Origin of the sequence: Rubripirellula reticaptiva, assembly GCF_007860175.1 — a bacterium.
GTDB classification, from domain to species: domain Bacteria; phylum Planctomycetota; class Planctomycetia; order Pirellulales; family Pirellulaceae; genus Rubripirellula; species Rubripirellula reticaptiva.
On sequence record NZ_SJPX01000002.1, the window covers coordinates 405,787 to 430,982 of the forward strand.

General features: G+C 55.1%; 22 protein-coding genes and 1 tRNA gene. 9 read left to right on the forward strand and 14 right to left on the reverse strand.

What is annotated here, in order from left to right; genetic code table 11:
• Positions 1–34: 34 nt before the first annotated feature.
• The 4 genes from Poly59_RS07760 to Poly59_RS07775 form a co-directional block, all read right to left on the reverse strand.
• Positions 35–916, reverse strand: coding sequence for a DUF58 domain-containing protein (locus Poly59_RS07760; RefSeq protein ID WP_146534396.1), 882 nt, complete (start codon positions 914–916; stop codon positions 35–37).
• The gene (locus Poly59_RS07765) at positions 906–1,970 is read right to left on the reverse strand and encodes an AAA family ATPase (RefSeq protein WP_146533534.1); all 1,065 of its coding nucleotides are present in this window, start codon (positions 1,968–1,970) and stop codon (positions 906–908) included. The genes Poly59_RS07760 and Poly59_RS07765 overlap by 11 nt, the downstream gene beginning before the upstream one ends.
• A gap of 228 nt (positions 1,971–2,198) precedes the next feature.
• Positions 2,199–3,062 (reverse strand): SHOCT domain-containing protein, encoded by an 864-nt coding sequence (locus Poly59_RS07770; protein ID WP_146533535.1) that lies wholly within the window; start codon positions 3,060–3,062, stop codon positions 2,199–2,201.
• Between the two features lie 188 nt (positions 3,063–3,250).
• Complete coding sequence (locus Poly59_RS07775; protein WP_146533536.1) at positions 3,251–4,306, reverse strand: lysylphosphatidylglycerol synthase transmembrane domain-containing protein; 1,056 nt, start codon at positions 4,304–4,306, stop codon at positions 3,251–3,253.
• Positions 4,307–4,466: 160 nt separating this feature from the next.
• Between Poly59_RS07775 and Poly59_RS30085 the strand changes: the two genes are divergently transcribed.
• On the forward strand, positions 4,467–5,420 hold the full coding sequence (locus tag Poly59_RS30085; RefSeq protein WP_246151476.1) for a hypothetical protein: 954 nt from the start codon (positions 4,467–4,469) through the stop codon (positions 5,418–5,420).
• An 82-nt stretch (positions 5,421–5,502) separates the two neighbouring features.
• Here Poly59_RS30085 and Poly59_RS07785 read toward each other — a convergent pair whose 3' ends face one another.
• The 3 genes from Poly59_RS07785 to Poly59_RS29290 all read right to left on the reverse strand — a co-directional run bounded on the left by Poly59_RS07785 (position 5,503) and on the right by Poly59_RS29290 (position 10,137).
• Positions 5,503–8,655 (reverse strand): serine/threonine protein kinase, encoded by a 3,153-nt coding sequence (locus Poly59_RS07785; protein WP_146533537.1) that lies wholly within the window; start codon positions 8,653–8,655, stop codon positions 5,503–5,505.
• A 96-nt stretch (positions 8,656–8,751) separates the two neighbouring features.
• Positions 8,752–9,489, reverse strand: a complete 738-nt coding sequence (locus Poly59_RS07790; RefSeq protein WP_246151477.1) for an RNA polymerase sigma factor — start codon at positions 9,487–9,489, stop codon at positions 8,752–8,754.
• Positions 9,490–9,954: 465 nt separating this feature from the next.
• The gene (locus tag Poly59_RS29290) at positions 9,955–10,137 is read right to left on the reverse strand and encodes a hypothetical protein (RefSeq protein ID WP_186776085.1); all 183 of its coding nucleotides are present in this window, start codon (positions 10,135–10,137) and stop codon (positions 9,955–9,957) included.
• A 42-nt stretch (positions 10,138–10,179) separates the two neighbouring features.
• Here Poly59_RS29290 and Poly59_RS07795 point away from each other — a divergent pair, with 42 nt between their 5' ends.
• The 5 genes from Poly59_RS07795 (at position 10,180) to Poly59_RS07815 (ending at position 14,336) form a co-directional block, all read left to right on the forward strand.
• Entirely contained in the window at positions 10,180–10,368 is a 189-nt protein-coding gene (locus tag Poly59_RS07795) for a hypothetical protein (RefSeq protein ID WP_146533539.1), read from the forward strand.
• A gap of 692 nt (positions 10,369–11,060) precedes the next feature.
• The gene (locus tag Poly59_RS07800; RefSeq protein ID WP_146533540.1) at positions 11,061–12,311 is read left to right on the forward strand and encodes a DUF1559 domain-containing protein; all 1,251 of its coding nucleotides are present in this window, start codon (positions 11,061–11,063) and stop codon (positions 12,309–12,311) included.
• 78 nt (positions 12,312–12,389) lie between these two features.
• On the forward strand, positions 12,390–12,608 hold the full coding sequence (locus Poly59_RS07805) for a hypothetical protein (protein WP_146533541.1): 219 nt from the start codon (positions 12,390–12,392) through the stop codon (positions 12,606–12,608).
• Between the two features lie 396 nt (positions 12,609–13,004).
• On the forward strand, positions 13,005–13,607 hold the full coding sequence (locus Poly59_RS07810) for a DUF3124 domain-containing protein (protein ID WP_146533542.1): 603 nt from the start codon (positions 13,005–13,007) through the stop codon (positions 13,605–13,607).
• Between the two features lie 144 nt (positions 13,608–13,751).
• Positions 13,752–14,336 carry a redoxin family protein gene (locus Poly59_RS07815; RefSeq protein WP_146533543.1) on the forward strand — a complete coding sequence of 195 codons (585 nt, stop codon included), beginning with the start codon at positions 13,752–13,754 and terminating at the stop codon, positions 14,334–14,336.
• A gap of 118 nt (positions 14,337–14,454) precedes the next feature.
• Here the strand turns inward: Poly59_RS07815 and Poly59_RS07820 are convergent, their stop codons facing one another.
• Positions 14,455–17,022 (reverse strand): DUF2309 domain-containing protein, encoded by a 2,568-nt coding sequence (locus tag Poly59_RS07820; RefSeq protein ID WP_146533544.1) that lies wholly within the window; start codon positions 17,020–17,022, stop codon positions 14,455–14,457.
• Positions 17,023–17,106: 84 nt separating this feature from the next.
• Positions 17,107–18,681, reverse strand: coding sequence for a proton-conducting transporter transmembrane domain-containing protein (locus tag Poly59_RS07825; protein ID WP_186776086.1), 1,575 nt, complete (start codon positions 18,679–18,681; stop codon positions 17,107–17,109).
• A 280-nt stretch (positions 18,682–18,961) separates the two neighbouring features.
• On the opposite strand from Poly59_RS07825, the gene Poly59_RS07830 reads away from it, so the two are divergent.
• Positions 18,962–19,300 carry a helix-turn-helix transcriptional regulator gene (locus Poly59_RS07830; RefSeq protein ID WP_146533546.1) on the forward strand — a complete coding sequence of 113 codons (339 nt, stop codon included), beginning with the start codon at positions 18,962–18,964 and terminating at the stop codon, positions 19,298–19,300.
• Positions 19,301–19,304: 4 nt separating this feature from the next.
• On the opposite strand, the gene Poly59_RS07835 is transcribed toward Poly59_RS07830, so the two are convergent.
• The 5 genes from Poly59_RS07835 to Poly59_RS07850 form a co-directional block, all read right to left on the reverse strand.
• A complete protein-coding gene (locus Poly59_RS07835) occupies positions 19,305–19,742 on the reverse strand; it encodes a hypothetical protein (protein ID WP_246151478.1) in 438 nt (145 codons plus the stop codon).
• A 122-nt stretch (positions 19,743–19,864) separates the two neighbouring features.
• Complete coding sequence (locus tag Poly59_RS07840) at positions 19,865–20,974, reverse strand: CNNM domain-containing protein (protein WP_146533547.1); 1,110 nt, start codon at positions 20,972–20,974, stop codon at positions 19,865–19,867.
• A 124-nt stretch (positions 20,975–21,098) separates the two neighbouring features.
• Entirely contained in the window at positions 21,099–21,677 is a 579-nt protein-coding gene (locus Poly59_RS07845) for a hypothetical protein (protein ID WP_146533548.1), read from the reverse strand.
• Between the two features lie 91 nt (positions 21,678–21,768).
• Positions 21,769–22,017 (reverse strand): acyl carrier protein, encoded by a 249-nt coding sequence (locus tag Poly59_RS29295; protein WP_186776087.1) that lies wholly within the window; start codon positions 22,015–22,017, stop codon positions 21,769–21,771.
• A gap of 537 nt (positions 22,018–22,554) precedes the next feature.
• Positions 22,555–22,627: transfer RNA gene (locus tag Poly59_RS07850), tRNA-Pro, on the reverse strand.
• 119 nt (positions 22,628–22,746) lie between these two features.
• On the opposite strand from Poly59_RS07850, the gene pyrF reads away from it, so the two are divergent.
• A complete protein-coding gene (pyrF, locus tag Poly59_RS07855) occupies positions 22,747–23,640 on the forward strand; it encodes an orotidine-5'-phosphate decarboxylase (RefSeq protein ID WP_146533549.1) in 894 nt (297 codons plus the stop codon).
• 87 nt (positions 23,641–23,727) lie between these two features.
• Positions 23,728–25,005: a hypothetical protein gene (locus Poly59_RS07860; protein WP_246151479.1), complete on the forward strand. Its 1,278-nt coding sequence runs from the start codon at positions 23,728–23,730 to the stop codon at positions 25,003–25,005.
• Positions 25,006–25,196: the final 191 nt, after the last annotated feature.

A 25,196-nucleotide genomic window follows, 5' to 3' on the forward strand; every position in this document is an offset into this window, starting at 1 on the left:
GGTGACAGGAATTACGTTGTCGATCACTCGGTGGTTAGCGTTTCAGTTTTGGCAACGAATTCCGCGCCGCCAAGAACTTCGCCAAAACCGCGTCGAGCGGATCGCTGGTTCGCACTTGGACATAATCGATCGACAATCGACCACATGCCTTTTTGGTTTGGTCGAGAAACTGATTGAGAGCTTCCAAGTAGCCTTCGCGAAGCGCGCGAGGATTACAGTTGAGAAAATCTTCACCCTCGAGTCCTTCGAAGCGAGTCGACCCGTTGAACTCGAAATCCATTTCGTCGTCGTGCAGCACATGGAACAGCACCACGTCGTGACCGCGGCGACGCAGCACCTGCAAACCTTCGCGCAGATTATCGACGCCCAACAGGTCCGAAACGACGACAACGACGCCCCGTTGGGGGATGCCCTGTGCAATTTGCTTGGCGACCTTGGGCAGGTCCGTGCGACCGTCGGCGCCGACCGCGTCTAGCATCGTTAGGATGCGTGTGAGTTGCTGTTGGTTGCTTTTGGGCTGGATGTTGGCACGCACTTCGGTATCGAACGTGACCAATCCGACGGCGTCTTTTTGACGAAGAGCAAGGTAGGCAAGCGAAGCAGCAATCGAAGCAGAATAATCAAACTTGTTCGTTTCACCGTTGCCGTACGCCATCGAAGCGCTGCGGTCGACCATCAACGTCAAACGAAGATTAGTTTCTTCTTCGTATTGTTTGATGTGAAGTTTGTCTTGCCGCGCGTACACCTTCCAATCGATGTGACGAATCTCATCACCAGCGGTGTAATTGCGGTGCTGAAGAAACTCGATCGACTGACCGAAATAAGGGCTGCGGTGCATCCCCGACAAGAAACCTTCGACCACTCGGCGGGCCGTCAATTCCAATCGACGAATGCGACCGGTAACCTCAGGACGCAAATATCTTTTGGAATCGGGCATCGCGTGAAAGCTCGTCTTCGGTCGTTGGCGTGGCTGCAATGATTCGTTCGATCACATCATCACTCGAGATACCATCACTCTCGGCAGCAAAGTTAACCACCATTCGGTGACGCAGCACCGCCTTGGCGAGCGCCTGGATATCTTCGACTTGGACATGAAAGCGGCCTTCCAACAAAGCGCGTGCCTTGCCGCCCAAAATCAAGAACTGAACGGCCCGCGGCCCCGCGCCCCAGCCGACCAACTCGTCGACAAAATCCGGCACTCCATCGGAACCGACACGAGTCTGACGAACCAGCGACAGAGCGTATCGAACCACGTGATCGCTGATCGGAACTTGGCGAACGAGTTGTTGCAGTCGCAAAATTTCTTCGGCGGCCAGCACCGGTTCAACGACACTCGTTTGTGTTCCCGTGGTTCGGCGAGCCACCTCGAACTCTTCGTCAAAGCTGGGGTACTCGACAAAGACCTTGAACATGAACCGGTCTTGTTGAGCTTCGGGCAGCGGATAGGTGCCTTCTTGCTCGATCGGGTTTTGCGTCGCCAGCACAAAAAACGGATCCGGCAATTCGTGACGGTTTCGGCCCACCGTGACTTGGCGTTCCTGCATCGCTTCCAACAGCGCCGCTTGAGTCTTCGGTGGAGTACGGTTGATTTCGTCAGCCAAGACAATGTTGGCGAACAACGGTCCTTGCATGAAGCGAAATTCGCGGTGACCGGTCGACTTGTCTTCTTCGATGATTTCGGTGCCTGTCACGTCAGCCGGCATCAAGTCAGGCGTGAACTGAATTCGGCTAAACGACAGATCCAACGTTTTGGCCAGCGTGCTAATCATCAGCGTCTTGGCCAGTCCTGGAACCCCCTCGAGCATCACATGACCGCGGCTGAACAGGCAGATCAGAATCTCATCGATCACATGTTCTTGTCCGACGATGACCTTGCCAAGTTGTTCCAAAATCCGTTGACGGGCTTCATGCAATCGCGAGGCGTCGGCTTCGCTGAGCATCTCTCCGTTTGCGGCGGCATCTTGGGTCATGCATTCTCTTTCAATGGTGAAACATTCTCGGACGACGCCACCATTCTATGACCACGTCCAAGGTCCGCAAAGCATACCAGGAAAATGGGACATCGATCGCCTTGGGTGTGCCCAGATCAGCCTTTTCGCCCCGCCTAGCCGGCCACCGAGTTTGCGGCAATGACGCCCTGGCCGGCTGACCTGAGCTGAATCGCTAGACCGACCATTCGATCTAGGAACAGCCGCGATTTACAGTCGGCTTAGCAAATCAGCCTTCTTGGCCTCGAACTCTTCCTTCGAAAGAAAGCCCTTTTCCATCAAACCACCGAGCCGCTCGAGCGTTTCCAGAACGCTTGCGCCGCTCGCCGAATCGCCGGTTGCCGGACTCGCCGCCGGCTGCTGATTTCCCGGCTGTTGATTACTCGGTGGCTGATTTATCGGCTGCGGGGGCTCAGGCTGAGGTATCGATTCTTGATACGGCAACATGCCACGCCAAACCACTGGCAACGACGACAGATTAACGACACCGAACTGACTGGAGAACGTGATCGAACCGCCGACGCCTTGCTGCTGCGAGAAACCACCGATCTGGTGATTCAACGTGTCGTAGACCCACGTGTTGCCGCCAGTCTTGACCGCCAATCGACAGCGATTCGCGAAATAGGCGTATTTGACGTTGTTCTGCGATCCGGTCGCATTGGGCGATCCTAGCTCGGCTGGCCACCAAGTCGCTTCGGGATCGGGCACAAACAAACTGTTTTGCGATCCTAATTGACCGCTGGATTGATTCTGCTGGTGACCGCCACTTTGACTTTGCGACTGAAACGAACCGCTCGGAGCGATCAGTTGATGGTTGGCCAGCGAGTTCGAAATCTCGGTGCAAAGGTTATTGACCAAGTTTTTCAAATGATTGTTGAACAGGTCGCTAACCATCGTCATTCCGCCACTCATCCATTGGCCAGATCCGCCAAATTCCGGGTGACCAAACTGGGCCATTGTGCCGTTGCCGTTACTAACAGCGATCAACATGTGGGTCACGGCGTCTGTCGACAAACCGTATCGCTGGGCCAGTTCTTGAACGAGCTGGTTGCCAGCGGGGGAGAGTTTGGACAAGTGAGTTTTTTCCTGAGCTTCCGCCATCGGAGATATTGCAGCGCGGTGAGAGAACGAGTTTGCCTGGTCTCACCTAGAGTCCCTCAATTATCATCCCTAGAACTCCCTTTGGGAAGCACAATGCCTGAGTTACCCGCTGTATCACGGTTGGGGCGTCAGGACAAACGTTAAGCCGGGGCACCGCGTCGCTAAGGACTGCTCAGCTGCTCGGCGTCGCCAATTTCCGCCGGCGCCACCTCTTCCGCTTCTTCGATGCTGTCCAGAACTTCCGCACCCGCGGTCCAGTAAAACACGGTCCCGATCACCGCCATCACCACTTTGACGATCTCAAACACGAGCGCGACTAGCGTCCCCGAGGCATCCGTAGGGATCGCCGGCACGCTGCGATACAGCGTATCAACGACTAGCTCCAACACCCCCATTCCCGCCGGCGTGATCGGCAGCGCTGACGCCAGCATGGCAATCGGTACGATCACAAAGTGCTCACCCAAGGTAGGCGGCACCGGATACAGACCACGAGCCACCAAATACATGCTCAGCACCAACATGCCCTGCACGCCCAAACTCATCAAAATCGACAGCCCAAATGCGAACGGATGAGCGTGGAACATTCTTAGCGGCGGCCCCACGGTTTTCACGATGCCACCAATCAGCGGCAACGTCGATCCCCAGCTGATCAGTCGGTCAACGCCGCGTCCGCCCAGAATCAGGACGGCCAGCACCGCCGTGCCAACGCCAATCAACAACCCAGTTGCCGCCTTGATCTTGGGCAGATCGATCGCCGTCTCGGCTCCTGCCGAAGGGTTCGAGAAAATCAATCCACAGGCGACCAAAATCAGCAACCCATACAGCCCGGATCCACGATCGACGAACACCGACGCGACCGCAGCGACTCGTTTGCCGGGCCTTCGTTTGGCCAAGAAAATCGCTTTGAACAGGTCGCCACCGACCGACCCGGCAGACACGAAAGACAGCAAAAAACCAATCGATCCCAACCGAAACGCTTCCATCATCGTCAGCTCGATGCCCTGACAGCGAACCAGCACGCACCAGCGGGCAAACGACATGCTCATCGCCCCGAGAGCCACCAGCAAAGCGGCCGCTAGCAAGCCGTAATTCTTGGGCTGAGACGTCAATTGCTCCCACTGCTCGGGCTCGATTCGCCACACCAAAAAACTGACGATCGCGATCGGAAAAGCGAACTTGAGGACGGTTATCGCGTGTTTTTTGGCAGAAGATTGCATCGCGAAAGGATAATTGTCACCAGCCCGATGTCCAGGTGGAGACTCCGATCTACCGCTAAGGTTTCATGCTGTGTTACAGAATCCTTAGCCAAAGAACGTTTGGCAAACGACAAAATACGGCGGCACTAGCGATACGGCGGCAACAAGGAAGTCCATCATCATGAAGATTGCCCCCACATCACCGCCGCCAAATCGGACGCTGCGGTTTGCATTAACCGGAATGATTGGCTGGGCTGGACTGGTCGCTGCCATGCCGAGCGGTGCAGCAGCCCAAGATCCGTTCGGTGTGTTTGACGATCAGATCACTGACGCCTCAGTCACAAACTCGCCCAATTACTATTTTGAATCGCCCCTGGAGTCGCCAACCGAACTGGCAAGCGATTCCCTCGGCGAGACGCTGACCCCAGATTTCGCCAATGAAGAGGATGTAGCCGAAGTCGTCATTGGCGATTCACTTGACCAATCTGTGCCGACCGAACCGGAAACACTGCCGCTGTTCCCGACCGGCTTGCTGAAATCTCGCTGGGCGATGTCGGACCCTGGCTATGCCCAGAAATATGCCAGAGGCGCCAAGAAAACCAATTTCCCGAAGAAGATCAAACAAGCCGCCGACGCCCGGTTTGTGAACGATTTCTCCGGTCGATATTTTTCGGGCGGCCTGACCTCGATGAGCAACACGCCGTCGCCAATGGGCAGCTTGGAAATTGGGTACACCGGTTACCACACGTCCTACCTGACTAACCGAATGGGCTTCATTCTGGCGGCGAACGATCAAGACTATTACATCGGCGGCGAAACGGGACTACGACTGCAAACGCCAACCCGGCTGGCTCCGTTTGTCGGCGCCGGATTATTCCTGGGCGTGTCGAGCACTCACGAGAACGCCGAGCATGACAACATCGACAATGACGACAACGGATCGGTCGACGAGGACGGAGAAACCGAGTTCCGTTTCGACGGCGCACTCGCAGCGGTCTACCCCGAGTGCGGCGTTCACTTTTGGTGGTCACCGCGAATCCGCCTCAGCGGCTTTGGCCGCTACATGATCACCACCGAAGGCCGCAACGCCGACACCTGGTACTTCGGCGCCACGATCGCTGTCCTATCGCGATAGCTTGCTCGATACCGAACCCGCGATCTGCAGTCCAGGATCGCCGGCGCACGCTAGATCCACATTCTTCGACTTGGATTATCGACTACCTAGCAACCAAGTAAGTGCCGGCGCAGCGGTCGCTGAATAGTCTTTCGCGGCTGCGGTAGATGACAACGGCGGCGCATGAGACCAGCACTAGAAACGCGGCGACAATTTCCTGCTTTGATACGGGGGCCAGTTTGTTGTCATACATTGACGACAATAAACCGTATGCAATAATCGCTGCCAACGGGAACAGTCCGCTGAAGCCCATCCGTATCAGCACTCGCAACCCGGATGCTCGCTGGCCGCGACGATTCACCAGCGTCAATCCGAACAGACGCAGCAGCGATCCGCCGCGAAACAACAGGCCCGTGAACAGACTCGGAAACCAGACAAACTGCAACCAAGTATACGCGCCCCAAAAAATAGCCGAACCGTAATTGATCGGAGAATTCACGATTCTTGGTGGCACTGATTGCTTCGCCTCGATCTCCTTGAACAACCGAATTGCCTCAGTCGCTTCTTCGTCCGAGGGACGTTTGGTGGCGAAGATACGTTCTAAGCTGGGGCGATCCCGCATCAAGTGGGTCTGTGCAAAAAGCGAACTCATGCGATGTTGATCTTGGTATAGATCATCAAACTCCACGCGAATGTACTTTTCGATTACGTTGCGACGTTCCAGTTGGCTAAGACCACCGCCGCGAGCGGTAAAGTTTCGCAGTTCCATGGCGTCCGCAAGCTCACGCACCTCCGGCATCGACGCTTCTTGTCGATCATACAGAACGGTCGTCGCGAGCAATGAGAAAATGCTAAAGAACGGTAAGACAAGAGAAGCGGCGATCATCCCCATGACTCGGGGTTGCACGCGAACGGATCCACGGCAAGCCAATTCGTCCGCAATGCGAACCGCATCTGCGACACTCTCGGCAGCCTTCAATTGGCTTAGATCTTCTCTTTCACTCAGCGACATGCTTTGGCCCGACGCACCTACCAACGCAAATTGTTCTTCGAAGATTTCCGAAACCTGACGCAGCAGGTGCATGGGTTGGCCAGATTTTTCATCATCCGACTTCGACGGCGTCCCATCCAAAGCGACGGCAAAGGGAAGCAACTTCAGTTGCCCTTCATCCGTCACCCAACAATGCTCGAGCGAGACGTAGTCCGTGGTGCCCTTTCGATCTCCGATCGCCAACAACTCGGCGGCCAAATTCGACAGCACGCGTTTAGCCACTTGCCAATCAAGCGAGGACGATGCGATGTCGCTGATCGGACCACCGCTGAGTGCTTCGTAGCAGTCCCAGTCGTGATTGGGTTTATCCGATCTCTTCTCAGACACTACAGGACTGCCGCCGAGCCAACGTAGCCACGTATTTCCGTGTCCATTTTTCGCAGACTCGCGAGAGAACAAAACGGCGGAACGGTCACCCGAGAAATCCGTTCGATGAATCCAGACTCGGCGTAGCAACCGAGCATCGTAGCCTAGCAGCAATTCGCCGGAATCGGTTTCCCCGATCGAGTTCAATACGTGGTACGGCCCAATGGTTTCGGCATCGCGAGTGTCAAACGAGTCCGTTGTATTCACCGGAGCCGAGCGCACCCACGTTGCGACTGGTTTGACAATCACGCGAGTTCCCGTCAACAAATCGTACACCGATGCGTTTCCGTTCCGCCTGCGTGCGGTTCCGAACATCGCAGCGAGAAGCAGAAACCGCGACCATCCCAGCAGAGCCAACGTCAATGCCTGCGGAAACGACAGGCCAACTTTCATGGTCTGCCAATAACCAATCGAGTTCGCAATCAGCACCGGTATCAGCGGGACCAATAAAAAGAAAGCGGAACGGGACAGCGCCACTGAGAGTTTGGGTTTCGACTGCATGCTCGTCACACGCAGCCCTAGCAAATGTTTGCCGACCGTCTTTCCAAAACGCCACTCACCACATCCAAAGTACAGCCACTGCAAAACGATCGCAAACGTCGACATCAGCAACGTCGATGCACTCGGAAACGGATCGCCGGCCAATGGAGGCTGACCATTCGAAAACATTGAGAAAGCAGAAAGTGGCAACAACGCAAAGCTAATCAATGCAAAGTCGATCACGCCCGCTAGGAAACGACTGCCCAAGGCCGCGGTGATCGGAGCCTGCGAACTAAGTGGTAACAATGCCAGCCGCAGTTCGGCGTAACTGGCAAAACGCGCGCCGGCAGCTTTTCGCAAGCAACGATCGACAATCGCGTCCAACTCGGCGGGCACATTCGGCGCGATCGTCTTTAGCGGCGGCGCAGCGTTGTCTAGAACGCGAGCGAGAAGCTGGACCATGTTGTCAGCAGCAAACGGAACCTTGCCACTAAGCAGATAGTAAAGCGTGACACCTACCGCGTAGATGTCGCTGCGATGGTCCAGCGGCTCGCCACGCAATTGTTCTGGCGAGGCATACGCGGGAGTCCCCAGGAACATGCCTTCGCGAGTCACTTCGGTCATCGCAGGATGGTGCGGATCGCTTTCCATTCGGCCAGCGGTTGTGATGGACAGCCCGAAGTCACCAATCTTGACTTGCCCATTTTCATCGACAAAACAATTGCTAGGTTTGACGTCACGGTGCAAAACGCCGGCTTCGTTGGCGGCGTCCAATCCGTCGATGATTTGCAGCACAGCATCAACGGCTTGCTGCGACGTTAGCGGCCCGTCGCTTTTGACGCAGTCACCCAGCGTTCGACCACGAACCAGCTCCATACTGATCGTCGGTCGTCCATCGATTTCCTCGGTACCGTAAACGTAAACGCTGTTGGGGTGATTGATCGAAGCCGCCAGTCGGCCTTCGCGCAGAAACCTAGCCCGTGCGGTACGGTCGTCCCACGAATGCGTCATTACTTTCAACGCCACACGTCGCGATGTCGGCAAATGATCCGCTTCGTAGACAATGCCCATGCCGCCTCGTCCCAGTCGCCGAACAATTTGGTACTCGCCAAACTTTTCGCCGGCCATCAATTCACGAAACTCATCATGAGAGTCTGGCACCGATCCACCCAGCGGGATCTCCATCGAATGAGTCAAGTCAAACGATTGCCTACTGACACTGGCACCACTCGCGCCAGAAACGTCGGTTCGAAGTGCATCCCGCATGGCACAAACGGGACAGAACGCACGCTGCTGAATCAACGCCAAACGCTCGCCGCACTCTGGGCAATTACTTGGATCAGACTTTTCGGTCGTCATGGCTTCGATCTCCTGGCTTGGGGTCGGTGTCCAGGAATTAGGTAAAGCAAACGCCGGCGGAGGTTACACGATTTCCGAAAAAACCAGAAAGATCGCCTATCGTTCTCGAGACGGCCTGAGTGCCGACAACAGCGTTTCCAGTTCGTCGTGCACGTCACCCGTCAATTCGACGGTCGACGCTACCGCTTCGCGAAGTTGCCGTCGGTACTCTTTGCGCATGCGGTGCACGGCGACCTTCACCGCCGACTCGGTCATGCCAAGATCGCTCGCGGTCTCGGCATAAGATTGCTCGGCACCGGCGGCGGATAGACAAGGCGACAGAGCCTCGAACAACGCCTTTTTCCCGCGAGCCGCATAGAACATTCCGGTTCGGCTAAGTGCTTCGTCCATGATTGTGATCGCCCACTGTCGCTGGAACTCGTCCTCGGCCGAAACAGCGTCCATGGGCTGGTTGATCAATTCCCCTTCGGCATTGCGGATGTCCAGACTCAGCAATCGCACCGATCCGCCACGCTTGATCGCCGAATCACGATCAAGTTCGTTGTGCAAAAAATTGGTTAGCGACGTTAGAAGAAAAGTTCGAAAACGTCCCCGCGTGCGATCGGCAATTTGCAGTGCTGGCCCGTCAAGCAAATGAACAAAGAACGCCTGGATTAAATCTTCGGCTTTATCAACCGACTTGCCACGACGACGAATGAAACCGTACAGCGGTTTCCAATACCGCAGGCAAAGCTCAGCCAATGCATCATCATGCTTCACCGCAGCCGCATCCCCAGCCGCCACCACGATGCTCCACTGTGTCGTCTCAAACGCGTCTGGCGGTGTATTGCTCACGATCAAATTTCCCGAGAGTCGATTTGAGTTCCTTGCCAACATCCTAATCAATCGCCCGATGTGAGAAGAAAAGGGCGGCGATGGAATTCCCACCAGCGCAGCATATTACGACGACCTTGGAAAAAACCGTTTTCGTGCGTTGCGTCCAAGCATGAATGGTCGGATCTCGCCTGGGCACGGCCATTTCACTGTCGCGACTGGACTGGCTTGCCACGGACGAAAGAATGATCGAATAAAACCACGCCTCTAAAACCAGGCGTCAGCCTCAAAAGGCACAACGCCTATATTTGAAAACTGGCGAAAAAGGGTCTGCTCGGCGATTAGCCGTTGATCCATAATCAATCACTGCACCAGTCCAGACAAAGTCATTGCCCAACCACAGGATCAGCGCGCCGATGGCAAAGAAAGCGACACCCTCGCCACCCCTTGAAACCAACCGTAACATCGGAAACCTGCTCAAGCTGATCAGCAGGCTAGCCGTCCGATAAATCGCAACCCAACGGTGTCGATGGCGACGTCCGCCAGCAGCTCAAGCGACGAGTAAACAGCCACTTGAACGAGCGCGACATAACTGCCAGAATCCCAGCTGTCTGCCTCAGACACTTCTTGGTAAACGCCACCGCATTTGAGGTAGCGAACCGGTGGCATTCACCGAAAAGTGTTAACCCTACATTTCCCGGAGTTCAGCAGATGATCCTTAAGTCCTTTCAGTTATTAATGTTGTTCGGCACGTTCGGTCTGGCCGTAGGCTGTGGCAACGGCGGCGGCGGAATTGTCGAACAGACTCCCATTTCCGCGGCTGACGCCGAGGCACAACAGAAGGCCTACGAGGCCGAAATGAATGCAGACTCGACCTCGACCGCCAAAGGATTGAAGTAAATGCGGGCTTAGCAATTTCGCGAACCCTTGATCTCAGGGACTGCCGCTTTCGTAAGCGGCTGCTTGAAAGTTGCGTGATTCGTTTGCCTCGCGAATCGGTTGCAATCGAATTCTATTTTTCGAAGTCTCTGGCCGCTCGGCATGCCGAGTGGCTTTTTTTATGTCATGGCGAACAGCACGCCCCGAGCGAAGATCGCGGAACCACCGTTTTCAACAAGGCCTCGTCTTGATAGCAGGCTTCCGCCGGCTACGGCATTCGTTCACCACGTCACCACGTCCAATTGAAGGTCCGCGATTCTGGACGGGATGACTGAATCAACATTTTCGCTCGGATTCGCTTGCCCGGGGACACCACTCTGCTCTTCCAGTCTACGTGGCTAGAAAAAGTCGCTATCCAGTCGCCTATAGACTGCAACCCAATAGCGGCGCAAGAAGGAAAAATACAAAATTTGCTTTTTCAGAGTTGCCGAAAGATTGACAAAAATGTAGCCGCTCAATATCTTAGATAGGTTGCCCAGTTGGGCACCCACCCCCTAACGCGTTGCCGGACTTCTTGCGAAGAAATTGGTGCACAGTTCTTCCAAATGCCGCTCTCTGCTGCATTTCCTTTTCTATCAGTTGCTTTTGCACTACCGCTGCGCGTATAGGTCCACACGTCTAATGTTTTTGTTTCTCTCTTTTTAAGGTATCACATCTTGGTAAACCGGAATTCTGGCACTCGCCTCGGCTTCACGTTGGTGGAGCTGTTGGTTGTCATCGCGATCATCGGCGTTCTCGTCGGCCTGCTGTTACCAGCAGTCCAAGCGGCACGAGAGGCAGCTCGGCGAATGTCGTGCAGCAACAATTTCAAGCAAATTGGCTTGGCGATTCACAACTACCACTCGGCTTTTAAGAAAAGCCCGTCGACGATGCTTGGCACAAGCCGTACCGACACGCTAGACGCCACAAACAATTCGTCGCGTCTTTACACGAGCGGGCTTGTTGCAGTCCTGCCGTTCATTGAACAACAAGCTTTGTGGGAGCAAATTGCGAACCCGTCTCAACAAGTGACTCCTGGCCAAACGATGCCGGCTGCCGTTAACAACGGAACTTGGCCAGCAATGGGCCCTTGTGCGTGGGTAATTCAGTATCCAGCTTGGGCGACCGAAATTCCAGGATACCGATGCCCCAGTGATCCCGGCACAGTTGCAGGGATCAACACTGCTTTCACTAATTACGGGTTCAACTTTGGCGATGGTGTTCAGTTCGTCAATAACGGTGGTAAGAACGACTGGGGATACACCGACGACAACAACAGCAACACTGACGGCAACAACCAGACTTGGGTGGCGACCCGTGCGGCTGCTGCAAACCGTGGTTTTGTCTGGGCGCGTTACTCGTTGAATTTTGGTGCTATTCTCGACGGACTGTCGAACACGATTGCGATGGGCGAAATTGTTGCTTCGGGCAATAAGAAGGAAATCATCGCTGACATTCGTTCAAACATTCCGGGCAACGGCGACAGCATCGTGCGAACTCCAGGCATTTGCTTGGAAGTCGCGGCAAGCACTGGCGTTGCGGGCATCAATCCAGAACGTCCAAATTTCTACACGGGTCCGACAACGACAGTCCCGCGTGCCACACGATGGGCCGACGGACGTGCCAATTACAGCGGTATGAATACGATTTTCCCACCCGGAAAACCTAGCTGTGCTGACGGTGGTGATAATACGCAAGGTATTTATTCGGCGGCAAGCCGCCACCAGGGCGGATGCCACGTTTTGATGGCAGACGGTGCAGTGAAGTTCATCACCGAAAGCATCGAAGCAGGCGACCCGACTCGGCAAACCGTCGAACGCGATTCGGCAGCGGCTTACGCGGTTCAGGGCTCGGAAAGCCCATTTGGACTCTGGGGTGCGCTCGGAACTCGCGATGGAGCCGAAACGATCTCTGAAGAACTATAAATCGGCTGACGTGTCGATAACAAAGCTAGAAACGGCAGGCCCCACGGCCTGCCGTTTTTTTTTGGCATAAACGGCCGAATGAAATCGCGTAAAAAAACAACCGGAGGCTCAAGCCGAGCCAACATTTTCACTGCGCATGAAGGCAAACCGCACATGAAGGCAAATGGCAAGGCAACGGTTTCTCGCCGCTTCATCCTCGCCAAGATGTCTGCCGCCGAAGACAGAATCCTTGCACTTGCAATCAAGGTGCAACAAACCGCAAAAGTAAAAAGAAAAGCTGTCGCTTTAGTTTCCTAGGCGAAATTTCATTTTCGAACCTGCTCAAACTGGCGACCGTTACTACATCGAGAACATCGGCCTGCAACGCAATCCGACAATTGCGCTGCGAGGCTAGGTCGGTGGGAACAAATCCACTACCGTTGCGATTTCGCCTGGCATGAATTTCATTTGCTCGCTCACATAGATTGACCTCCGCGGAACAAACCAATCGCACACCGGTTGGACGACCTTCGAGCCAGCGTATTATCTAGCTCTTAACGCTGCGATCGCCGATGGTAGTCACTAGATGCGCGCTGTCGTAAGCTCATGTCCGCAACAATCGCGATTACCTACCAATCTATCTAAACGACGATAGCAAGTCAGCATTGAGTCACCGGACTCGTTCCGTTCACACTAACAGCAACCCACAATCAAATGTCGAACCGAATCAGTGATGAACAAGCAGACAAGTTTTCACGGCAGGTGAAACTGGTGGTGTTTTTGTTCGTGATCCTGCCCATCGTCTTGCTCGCCGTCTTCATGGAGTTTCGCTTTCGATCGATCGAACAAAACATTCCCTACCAAGCACCGAGCCTTCGCGACGAAGCTCGGATGGACATCGACGTCATGCCATGGCATCCCGTCGAAGGACAGCGACTTTATGTACCGGCCTATTCGCATGTTTATCACCAGAAAGGCGATCCGTACTTCCTAACGGTGACACTAAACATCCGCAACACCGACGTCGAAAATGAGATCGTCGTCTCGTCGGTTCGATATTTTGACACCGGGGGCAAAGAGGTGCGTTCGATGCTGAAAAAACCGCTTCGAATTGGCCCGCTGGCAGCAACGGAATTTGTGATCGAACGAGAAGACAAAGTCGGTGGCAGCGGCGCGAGTTTTATCGTTGAGTGGCAGGCGGGCACCGAAGTCAATCAGCCTCTCGTGGAAACTGTCATGATTGACACAAACGGCCAACAAGGCATTTCGTTCATCGCTCACGCGGTGGTGCTGAGCGAGGGACCGAATACGCCGTAATCGCAAATTCGGGCGACCAATTTCATTACCTCGAAGCTCCGCTTTCGCTTCGGCACCGACCATCTTTGCAAATGCTGGCGGAAGGACACCGCGTACGAACATTGTGCGCCTGTACCCTCAATCCCAAAAACTCGAGAAACCCAGATGCAGAATCGACGCGCAGTTGGCTTATTTCTGTTGCTAACGCTTGCAGCCTTCACCGCCGAAACCAACGCTCAAGGACGCCGGCCTGCGGCACCCGGTAAAGAGCCGCCTCATCCACCGAAGGTTGGTCAAGAAGCACCGGATTTCGAGTTGCTCAATACCGAAGGAAAGATGATATCGCTAAAAGAACTGACGAAAAAAACTCCGGTCGTGATGCTCGTCTTGCGAGGTTGGCCGGGCAAGCAATGCCCATTATGCAGTCGGCAAGTCGGCGAATTCGTCAGCAAGCAGTCAGAGTTTGATGAAGTGCAAGTGGTCATGATCTACCCTGGGCCTGCTGAGCTGTTGACAGAACATGCGAAAGAATTTCAGGGTAGCCAGACGTTTCCAGCAAACTACCACTTCGTCCTCGATCCCGATTACAAGTTCACAAACGACTGGGGACTTCGCTGGGACGCTCCCTACGAAACCGCCTATCCGTCGACGTTTGTCGTAAACGAAGATCAAAAAATCCTCTTCGGCAAGACGGTTGTCTCGCACGGTGACCGAGCCGACGTAGCCACCGTGGTCGCAGAGCTACCGTAAGCCGCCGGTCGATTCCCGTGAGGACGCTTCCGCGTTCTTGGGTTCACTGCGTCTGTAGATCATTCGGTACATCACTCTCCCTTCGGGAGAGTTGGACACGGTGAGGGCCAGAGAGGGATCATTTAGCCGGAAGACTGGCTGCGTTTGCTTCGTCAAGCTGCTGCCAGTTGGCACCTTTGCAGTAGCGATAGGTTCGACCGTCTGTGATGGCAACCAACTGCAGCCACCCACCATCGAGCAGATTCGAAACCATTTCGTGCTTCGCAATGACTCGCTCGATCATGTCGAGCGGCGCTGCAATCACAACTTGTAATCGCATCGGAAGGTGTTGGTATCGGTCGCCGGTATGCAAAGACTGCCATGGCAAGCCAGTCATCAGATCGCCGCCGTTGCCCGACAGGATGCCGAAGCCTCCGACAACGTTGTGAATGGTTTTGTTCCCGCTGCCAAAGTGATGATTGTCGACGGTCGAACCGTAGTACTGCATGTTGATCCAGTTAGCAACGATCATCGGCGCAGTCATGATCGTTTCCAAGACCTTGCCGCCTTCGTCTTGCGTATGATCGTAACTGTGCAAAAAAGCACGCGCGTCGAGATTCGAGTTTTTGGTGACCCAGCGTGGAGCGACGATGAAGGCGGCATTGCCCGCCAACCCCCATTCTGGGCGTACTTCGGACCAATCGCTCGCTCGCCCGATCAGATCGGCCAACGAGCTACTCGCAAGATGCGGCAATCGCTCGGCCTGAGTTTGCTTCGTTGCCGCGACACAGCTATTGGTCAGCTCCTGCACGTCGGACTGCAGCGTTCCGGGCACTTCATCAACATCGAAGAACTCAATCGAATCCGTCGTTGTGTTATGCAACGCCCCAAGGAAATACGTGCCCTTGGGAATTGCGATCCCTCGTTCTGCTAAAGCTTCGCGAATATCAGGTTGGTTCAACAGCAACGCTGCAAAGCGTGCATTGGGTTCGCCCGAATGACCGCCGCAAGCCCCACAGTCCAGTCCAGCGGCAAGCGGATTATTTTCCGTTTGACAGGCATGTCCACAAAACACAACCAGTTTCGCGAAGTCCTTAGTTAGGCCGAGGTTTCGCAACATCCCTTCGGCCATGTCGGCTAGAAGTGATGGGGTGATGCCCTGTTCGTGCAAACCGCGCAATGTAGGGCCGACCTTTTTTCGATCCTGAATTGCTACCCCATCTACCGACGCATTCACTGACCAGGGCGTGTAACCGATCGATCGCCCAAGCAGCTTGAATCCGTAAAGCAAACCGGTTGTCTCGACGAACGAAAAACAGCCGACGGCCGACGTCTGGAAATTCTTCCAAAGCTTTCGCCACGATCGAGTTTGCGATCGATCCGCGATCGCCTGCGCTTCGTTTGCCGTGCCAGAGTCTTTGATCCCTTCATGCACCTTGAATTGCGGTTTTAGGAGGACCGGCAAGTGCGAATTGCCACAGCTTTGGCCCAACTTCGCGAAATCGAATCCCATTCCAAAGAAACCTGCAAAACCGAATGTCTCGACATCGCTTGACTGCGTTTCAAGCTGGCGACGAATTCGTTCGGATCGCACGTCGATGCAAAACACCATTTGCGCCAGTTTACAATCGTTCGTTTCCGCAGTCTGCGAATTCGAAATCGCTAGCGAATCAAGCAAACCGTCGCGATAAGCAATCTCGCCGGCTCTCAGCAACGTGTAGCGCAACATCGAATCATCACCCGGCGAAGTCCATTCCGACTTGAATGACGCCGAGCCATTATCCACAAGTGACGTCCAATTCAGACTCAATGATTTTGCTTTCGAAAGTGCCGCGTCATAAGCCAATCGAATCGCCAGCAATCCGGACAAGTCGTTGTTCTCGACGCACTCGGCGTCTTGCCAGCTTGATTGGTACTTTGCCCAAGCACTCCAGCCCGGAATCGAAAACGCTTGGCACAACAGAAACGTTGACCAAAGCGGTTGCGGAACACCCAATTGGTTCAATGAAAACACGATGGCGGCTTCGGGCGTGTGCGGCATTGAGGCGACATACTTGCGAAATCCGCTCAAACCCAGAATTTCGATATTTCGATCGTGCTCTGCCGCCGTTCGCCACGCTTGATAGAGCGGCAGATGCTTGTTGGGACTCGACCACGTTGCTTGGCTTTGGTCATAGTGCGTCGAACAGTACTTGGAGACCTCTTCGACAATCGCTTCGGTCCAATCCACGTCCAGTGCGTTGCTCGCGTACTCGGCAATCGTGCGAATTGGGCGATCATGGTTCGGCTTAACTGCGGGTTGATCCTGCGTCGTAGCAATCACCCCGACCCACCCGATCGCCCGTAGGTTTTCAACAACCTGAACGGCCGTTAGCGGTTGCGAAACTCCCGAGGTCGACAATTCGGTAATCGCGGATTCGATGTCGGCAATCGTGAAATTGCCTTGATGAAACTCAGCGGCGTAGTGCTCGAGCGGCATGAGCGTTTCGCAGTCAGAAAACACCTTTAAAAAGGCGCGGGCATCCATGAACGATCGGTGCGAGATTCCCGCATAGGGGTTCACCGCAACGTAATCCTTCAGCGGCCAAACCGGCGCGATCACTTCCGACACTTCAGCAATCAAATCACTGATTTGACGGGCGACGTGCGGTGAGTCGTAGGCAGGCGGTACAAACGTTTCGTGGGCGGTGGCTTGAGCGGTTGACATGATATTTTGATTCCCTAAGTATTTAGTTTGTGGTTCAGGCAGCGAGCCGGTTGATTCAAAAGAGTCGCAGGCTGAGTGCCTGCATTACGTGTTTAAAAGCGGTCCGAAAACTCGGCGCAAAGTGGATTCGATGTAAAACCCGTTAGAGGCATGGACGTGCCATTTGCCTAAACCAGCCAGCCCGCGACCGGTCGTCAACGCGGCGTGAAGACCGAACATGCCAACGAATCCAGCCATGACGACCGCCGCAACGAGCCATACAAGTTCCGGGGCACTGGATACCGGCAGACTCGTTGCAACGACCTTGTCCACCGCAAGGAAACTGGCTGAGTAGATCGCACATAGAACGCCGGCAATTGTCACCGCACGGATCAACAACCGGTGATCACCGCTTCGCATCACTTGCCCAACCCAATGCGTCAGCGCTAAACACAACACGCCGCCCAACAACAGACCGCCCGGTTTTGTCAGTGGATCGATACCAAACAAAGTGAATGACAAACCAAGCAGCGTGACAATCACGATGCCAGCGATAGCGAGCTTGATCCCGGACACCGAGTGCCTTACCGCTGGCGCCCCAACAGTCGATCCACGTTCGGCAATCACACTGCCGCTGCTTAGAAACGCATGAGCCTTGTAAAGCGAGTGGGCGAGAATGTGAAGCATTGCTGCAGAAAACGCGCCCAATCCACATTGCAACATCATGAACCCCATTTGAGCAATCGTTGAGTAAGCAAGCGTTTTCTTGACACTGGTCTGAGTCAACATCACCACGGCCGCAAAACACGCTGTGAATCCTCCGATGATCGCCAACGTCGTCAGCGCCCAAGGTGTTAGCGACACCAGCGGGCTGGTACGGATCATCAAGTATCCGCCCGCATTAACGATCCCGGCGTGCATCAGTGCCGACACTGGCGTCGGCGTTTCCATCGTTTGCGGCAGCCAAGTGTGAAACGGAAACTGAGCCGACTTCGTCACTGCACCAGCCACCAGCAAAAAGCTAGCTACCTGCATCGCTGGCGTGACCGTGGCCAGCGAGCCTGCGGCGGCGAACAGCTCAGCAAAATCAAGCGTCTTGAATTCGTGATAGATGATCGCGATCGCACCAATCAGGGCCGCATCGCCAAAACGACTGATTGTGAACTTTGTCCACGCGGCGCGTTTCGCGGCAGGTCGGTGCCCATAGTGCATCAGCAACTGATGCAATCCAAGACTCGTCATGACCCAAGCCACAACAAACATCAACAGGTTGCCCGAGATCACCATCAACGAAACCGAGCCGATCGTGAACGCGGTCCATCGAAAGTAACGGCCCTGTGTCGGTTCGCCATCGAGATACCGGATCGAATACTGACAGATCACCCAGCCCACAAAGCTGACCAGAGCCAGCATTAAGCTTGCGACACCGTCGTAATGAACTGAAGCCGCGATCGGTGGCTCGCCGGAAACACTCACCAACACCGAATGAATGACCGGCACCCATCCAGCCACATGGGCAATCGCAAACCCGCCCGCGATAGCGAACTGAAGTCCTGTGATCAGCGTTACAATTCGCCGAAACCCTCTGACACGTGAATTGACCCAATTGTTGGGCAGGCTGACAAGCGCGACTAGGATCGCGGCGGGAAGGCACAAAAAGATCGGAAACGCATCGCTCATTGCACGAACTCCAGTTAACGGATTCAGTTTCGCGAATCTTAATACACGAAACATATGTCGCAAATAGGACTTCGTCAGTTTTCTTCGAATCTCTTGAGGTTCAATGGCCTAAAATCGCAAAAACCGCTGTAAAACGCGGCAGCTTGGACCTGAAAATTGTTTCGTGAATTTACTTTCGTGAATTGGGCGATAAGCTTATTGGTAGATTGGCGGGTTGCATCTCGGAATTTCGACCCGACAGCCAGCACTGCGAGAACAACCCTAAAGGCGGGTACAAACGATGTCGAAAGTAACTTCTCAAGCTCAACCAGCGAGCAAGGCAGGCACAGCGGGCACAGCAGAGCCGACCAATCGCTGGACATTCCTGACCAATCACGCGCACGTCTTGATCCTACTGCATGGAAACCCAGACATGGTGCTGCGAGAAGTAGCGTTGCAAGTCGGCATCACCGAGCGAGGGGTTCAGCGAATCGTGCTGGACCTTGAAGAGGGCGGTTTTATCCGACGAGAAAAGGTTGGTCGCAAGAACCATTACCACGTGCTCACCGAGCAACGCCTACGGCATCCCATCGAAGCCCACCGCAGCATCGGCGACCTCTTCAAGCTGATCACCGGCTAACCTGCTAGCAGAGTGGTCCGTTGTTCGCATTGATTGATTCCACGGGAACACCAAACAGCAACTTTACCGATGGGCGTATCAGTACCAAGATCGTCAGCACGCCCAGAACGGTGCCAAACGGCATGAAGAAGCACTCAAGTCCCGCAATCACCAGACAATAAGTATGCCCAGTTCGACGACTGAGATTCCGGCCCGCAATCGCAATAAACGTCGCCAAAGCAAGGCCCATGACAATGAAGAGAAGCGGCAACAAAACGAACATCCACCCCATGAACGCGGGCGGCGGCCCCTGATCGCCCCCATCAAAAGCACCGGCCAAAATCGCGATTCCAACCGCAAGGTGAATCAACGGAAAAAGCGAGAACATACCAACCAGAGCGCTGACGATGTAATGAAAAATCGAGAGTAGGCTAAGCTGCTCGGCGTCTTGATTCGGGTTCAATTCCAAATCCTCTGGCGGTGGCAAAACGGAACGATCGTTTGTCTAGCAGCTTTCGAAGATGCCAACATTTTGGTGACTAAACACGAAGCGGCGGATCATGCCGCACGCGATTCGTCGGCACTCTAATCATCGGCGTTATCACGTCGCCGCGCCATTAGCGCCCTAGCGGCTTCACGCATGTCTTCAACGCTATCGGTCTCGTCGACAATCTCGACTCCCAACAGCGTCTCGATGCAGTCCTCGAGTGTGACCAGTCCCGAAGTACCGCCGAATTCATCTTTCACTGCAACGATGTGCTCCCGCTGCGCGGTCATGCGTTCGAGGATTGCGGCGACGCTTTCGTTTTCTTGCACTTCGCCGAGCGGTTTCATCAAATCCCCCAGCGTTCTTTCACCTTGTTCGTGATGCGATGCCTTTAAGATGGCATGCCGAGTCACGTGGCCGACCAAATGGTCCGAGTTGCCTTGATGCAGCGGGATCCGACTAAAACGAATTTCCGGATACTGTGCCAAAGCCTGGTTCACCGTCAGCTCGCGAGACAAAGTGAACATCACCGGCCGCGGAGTCATCACGTCGTGAACGGTGACTTGCCCAAGAGTCAGTAGATTACGGATCACAAGATTCTCGGCCGGATTTAAAACTCCAGCCGTTCCGCCAAGTTCGGCGGTCACCGCAAACTCGGCCCGGGTCATCACGGCGCCGTGACCGCCGCCCAGCGCCCGGCTAATCCACTGCAGCGGGATGATGACAGGCAACGTGATCCAGATCATCACCTGGATGGCCCACGCAGTGAACGGTGCAAGCCTCTTTGCGTAAGCAGCCCCTAAGCTCTTCGGAATGATCTCGCTAAGGACAAGGATCAGCACCGTGATGATGACGCTGCCCAAAGCGACCCATTCGCTGCCACCGATCTTCAGAATCTGAGCCCCGGTGCCCGCCGCGCCGATGGTATGAGCAATGGTGTTGAGCGTCAGAATGGCCGACAGCGGCCGGTCGATGTTGTTCTTCATCGCCCGTAGCTTCAGCCCAGACTTCTTGCCAGACTGTGCCAGCACTTCAATTTGCGAAGCGGGCAGCGAGAGGATGCCGGCCTCCAACAGCGAACAAAGAAACGACACGCCCACCGCAAGCGACAAGTAGAAAGCGAGCATGAACCATTCAAAGCCGGTCGCGTTGGGGATCGCTGCGGCGTCGACGGATGCAGGAACGATAGCAAGGATCGGGTAAAGCATGAGATATTTTGACCGAGCGCAGCGTGATGCCCCACCGGCAGTAAGAGTTAAAACGAGTTAGCGAATTTGCTGCTGCCAAAAGCAAAAGCGACAGCCTTGCGGTTGCAAAGAGTCACCGCGATTTCTACCAGTATCCGGCGTGTTGCAAAACAATGTTGGTCTGGGGGTCAAAGTAATAGTCGGCGCCGCCGCCATCGGATTGAACCGGGCTGTGAAAGTGTAACGCATCCGCAGGCACACCCCAATCGAGCCCGTCAAACGAGTAACCAAAACGCTCGCTCGCAACGGAGTCGCCATCACCAAGTTGGTCACGAGGAACGGCGGAACGGCCATCCGCTTCGGCCCACGATTCATCAAGGTACGCCGCCAATTCGTCAAGCTTGATCGTGTACCTCGCGCGATACCCCATCGCATATTTATCGATCGTAATGTCACGAGCTTCAGGTGGCAGATAGCGTTCGATCCTGAAGTCTTGAACTTCGGCGTAAGTCTCGTAATCAAAAACACCGAATCGATTTGAATCAAGAACCGAGCCAATCCCGGCACAGACGGGGATGAACGCAAGCAAGGCGACCAGCAGCGAAACGAAAGCGACCTTGCCGCGTCTCCACTTGAACAACGGTGCAACCACGACCGCCGTGACAATGAATCCGGCAAGAACCCAGAGCGTGATTTTTAGTGGCAGTATGATCGGCCAGAGCATGCTTCGACGGGACCATGCCCGGGTTCAGGGAATCGAAAGAGCGAAATATGGAATCGTGAAAACATTCAAGCCGCGTGTGCTGTGCGGCAAGTCAATCACAACCAAGATCCTCGACAAATCGCTGTCCTGGATAAACCCGATCGTAGTCCACCCCAAGTTGCTCGGAAATGATCCGCCGAACCTTCAGCGCGCGTCCGCGGTCGACACCCGGTGAACACCGCCGAATGAATTCATCTTCGGATATAGGCGGCCAGAGGTCACTGGATGGAAAACGAACTTTGACGCAGCACACCACTGCGACGGCAGCTGCGACAATCAGTGCGAAGATCAAATAGTACATGACGCTTGTCCCGAATCGGTTAGCCTCGAATCACAGTCGCTTGGGAAAACCAATATCGCAAGAAACATTCAACTGGCCAACGGCTGATGAAAACTCGACCACCCAAACTCCGGTGCATTAAATAGTTTTCGACGTCGCGTTTTCGAAAGCGAGTCAGCCGGCGGACAATTAAATTTTTCCGTAACTGGGCCCGCCAGGGTTCAGTTTGCGGCGAATCGAGCATGACTGAACCCTGGCGGGCCCAGCTACGGAAAATGCGACTTGCAAAGTCGGCTGACGAGGAATAACGCGATCGGGTCATCGTATTCGCGCAGATTGGTGTATTTCGCGGGCGAGATACTCAGTGACAGATTGCCCGCTAATGAAGCGAATTAACGCGAATCAGGGGAGTGCTGGTGTGGCGATGTCCGCCTGATGTCTCGGGAAGCTTCGTAGCTGGGCCCGCCAGGACTGCTGATTACCCGCGAGTCGTGTAGCACTTAGCCGCGGTAACCAAAAAAGAGGTTTCGGCTATAAGAAGAATGTGTGTCGAAAGAATCGGGCCGACAGGAGTTGAACCTGCGACCTCTTGACCCCCAGTCAAGCGCGCTACCAACTGCGCTACGGCCCGAAATTTGGTGAGGTTATTCTAATGAACGATCGGCGAGCTCGCTAGGTGACCTTACGGGAAGCGTGGCCGGGTTTTACTTTGGCCGTTTTACGGTCGCCGTATCTTGGATTGGAAATTTGATGAGTTTTGCAGATCGATTGGCTGAGGCAGTTCAAACATCGGGATCGGTCACCTGCGTCGGCCTGGATCCGCGGAAATCGCAATTGCCGGCGACGCTTCGCGATAGTGTCTCGACCGACTCGCCCGACGCCTGGGCTGCGGCCTATACCCAGTTTTGTACTGAGATCATTGACGTCGTCGCCGGCCGCGTCGCCTGCGTGAAGCCTCAGGCGGCATTTTTTGAACAGCTTGGGCCGGCCGGAATGGTGTCGCTTGGACAGGTGATCTCGTACGCTCGCAAAGTCGGGCTGTTGGTAATCACGGACGGAAAACGCAACGACATTGGCAGCACCGCGACCGCTTACGCGGACGCTTACCTTGGCACCGATAGCCCTTGGGGAAGCGACTCGTTGACTGTCAGTCCCTACTTGGGCCGCGATTCGTTGGAACCGTTTGTCGAGGTCTGTGACGCTCGCGATGCTGGCATTTTCGTGCTGGTGAAAACATCCAATCCCGGCGGCGGTTTGCTGCAGGACCGAGTCTGTGACGGCAAAACCATTTACGCGTCGGTTGCCGAGCTGGTCAGCGAGCTGAATTCGACTCGGATCGGCAAGTCCGGTTACGGGCCAGTCGGCGCGGTGGTCGGTGCGACGTACCCCGAACAGCTAGCCGAGCTGCGATCAGCGATGCCGGGCGCATGGATTCTGATTCCTGGATTTGGAGCCCAGGGAGGCTCGGCCGACGACGTGAAGGCCGGCTTTGACGGTTCGGGATTGGGCGCGGTGGTGAACAGTTCGCGGCACATCATTTTTGCCCACTCGCGACCGGAATACAAAGACAAATTCGGCGACGTTAAGTGGCTTGATGCGGTTTCGGCGGCGACCGACGAGATGAACGCTCAGCTGCGGTTCTAGCTGGCCAGGCAAACCATGCAGTTAAAACCGCGGAGAGTTGAATCGATCTGATCTTGCCTCGAGTTTCCCATTGCCGGTATAGCCACAGTGAGACTTATCTGTGGAGCCGATCCGACGGGAACCAAAACGATGCGCCGCCTAGCCATTTTCCTAATTCTAAGCACGATCTCTAGCCTTGGTTTTGCCCAGGGCGGATTGGGCTTGCCCGGTGGCACCAGCGCTGCGGTTCCACGGATCAGTGACACACCGCCGAGCATGCAGAACCCCGCCGCGAAACGGCTGCCGGGCAATGCCTTTGGCGATTCCAATGCTGCCGCAACCAACTCATTTGGCGTCGTCTCAAACGGCGGTAAACTGCCTCGCACGGCCGGCCAAGAACACCGCGTCTACGACTTACGTCCATACTGTGGTTACCTGACCAAACACGACCACCCCGAACAGGCGATCATCGATTGGGTGCTTCGCGAGACCGGTACAGACGTTTGGTTCACCGCACCGTTTGGATTCATGAGCGCCGATCGCGAATCGCTGTCGGTCTACCACACTCGCGAGATGCATGAAGTCATCGCAGGCGTCGTCGATCGATTCGTCGCCGGCGAAAAAGAACCTCAGGTGATGCACCTTCGCGTCCTGACGGTTGGCAATGCGAACTGGCGTAGCCGGGCTCATACATTGATGCAGCACGTCAGTGTCGACTCACCGGGCGTGCAAGCATGGTTGCTGAGCAAAGAGAACGCCGCACTGGTGCTGAACATGCTTCGCCAACGCACCGATACTCGCCAAGTTCACGACCTGAACATTGTCACGTACAACGGCCAAACTGAAACACTGGCCAGCACACGCGGCCGAAACTATGTCCGCAATATTCGGCCAGCCCCGCAGGCATGGCCGCCATACGAACCGGAAACCGGCGAAGTCCAGGAAGGCTACCGATTGTCGCTCAGCCCGCTGCTGAGCACTGACGGCCGCGCGATCGATTGCATGATCAAAGCTGAAATCGATCAGGTCGACAAACTGAATCCCGTCGATTTGGAACTACCACTTCCTAACAACCAAGTCCACCGCGCCCGCATCGATGTGCCACAAGTTGTCAGTTGGCGTCTGCACGAACGATTTCGTTGGCCATCGGACATGGTGCTGCTGTTGTCATGCGGCGTCATCGCCAGCCCTGAACGGGCCCAATCGGCGGTTCCGATGCTGAACATGAGTGCGTTTACGGGCTCCACCGCCGGCCGAGCCGATGCGTTGATGTTCATTCAATTCAGCGGCGACGCGTCCGAAAACTTATCGTCGACTCTGGCCCCGTCGACCACCGTGCCTCAGGTCGCAACTCAACCGGGCGGAGCAAACCGAGGTCGATATTAGGAGCTACCTGACCACGCCGTGGATGTCGCTGTGTATTGAGGTTGAGTTATAAACTCCCACAATTTCCCCTACCGTTGGTCTTTCCAGCCGGTGTGGACAGTGTTCCGGCGAGGGATTTCTGCCTGTCCCAGCCCTGGACTAGCTCCGCATGGTCGATCGGCGGTTTGCCGTTTAGAATGCCGAGCCACACT

Excerpts from the sequence above, each read along its gene's own strand:
- Poly59_RS07765 (WP_146533534.1), bottom strand. The coding sequence starts at position 1,970 with ATGACCCAAGATGCCGCCGCAAACGGAGAGATGCTCAGCGAAGCCGAC.
- Poly59_RS07775 (WP_146533536.1), bottom strand. The coding sequence starts at position 4,306 with ATGCAATCTTCTGCCAAAAAACACGCGATAACCGTCCTCAAGTTCGCT.
- Poly59_RS30085 (WP_246151476.1), top strand. The coding sequence starts at position 4,467 with ATGAAGATTGCCCCCACATCACCGCCGCCAAATCGGACGCTGCGGTTT.
- Poly59_RS07785 (WP_146533537.1), bottom strand. The coding sequence starts at position 8,655 with ATGACGACCGAAAAGTCTGATCCAAGTAATTGCCCAGAGTGCGGCGAG.
- Poly59_RS29290 (WP_186776085.1), bottom strand. The coding sequence starts at position 10,137 with ATGCCACCGGTTCGCTACCTCAAATGCGGTGGCGTTTACCAAGAAGTG.
- Poly59_RS07795 (WP_146533539.1), top strand. The coding sequence starts at position 10,180 with ATGATCCTTAAGTCCTTTCAGTTATTAATGTTGTTCGGCACGTTCGGT.
- Poly59_RS07805 (WP_146533541.1), top strand. The coding sequence starts at position 12,390 with ATGAAATCGCGTAAAAAAACAACCGGAGGCTCAAGCCGAGCCAACATT.
- Poly59_RS07810 (WP_146533542.1), top strand. The coding sequence starts at position 13,005 with ATGTCGAACCGAATCAGTGATGAACAAGCAGACAAGTTTTCACGGCAG.
- Poly59_RS07815 (WP_146533543.1), top strand. The coding sequence starts at position 13,752 with ATGCAGAATCGACGCGCAGTTGGCTTATTTCTGTTGCTAACGCTTGCA.
- Poly59_RS07820 (WP_146533544.1), bottom strand. The coding sequence starts at position 17,022 with ATGTCAACCGCTCAAGCCACCGCCCACGAAACGTTTGTACCGCCTGCC.
- Poly59_RS07825 (WP_186776086.1), bottom strand. The coding sequence starts at position 18,681 with ATGAGCGATGCGTTTCCGATCTTTTTGTGCCTTCCCGCCGCGATCCTA.
- Poly59_RS07830 (WP_146533546.1), top strand. The coding sequence starts at position 18,962 with ATGTCGAAAGTAACTTCTCAAGCTCAACCAGCGAGCAAGGCAGGCACA.
- Poly59_RS07840 (WP_146533547.1), bottom strand. The coding sequence starts at position 20,974 with ATGCTTTACCCGATCCTTGCTATCGTTCCTGCATCCGTCGACGCCGCA.
- Poly59_RS07845 (WP_146533548.1), bottom strand. The coding sequence starts at position 21,677 with ATGCTCTGGCCGATCATACTGCCACTAAAAATCACGCTCTGGGTTCTT.
- Poly59_RS29295 (WP_186776087.1), bottom strand. The coding sequence starts at position 22,017 with ATGTACTATTTGATCTTCGCACTGATTGTCGCAGCTGCCGTCGCAGTG.
- pyrF (WP_146533549.1), top strand. The coding sequence starts at position 22,747 with ATGAGTTTTGCAGATCGATTGGCTGAGGCAGTTCAAACATCGGGATCG.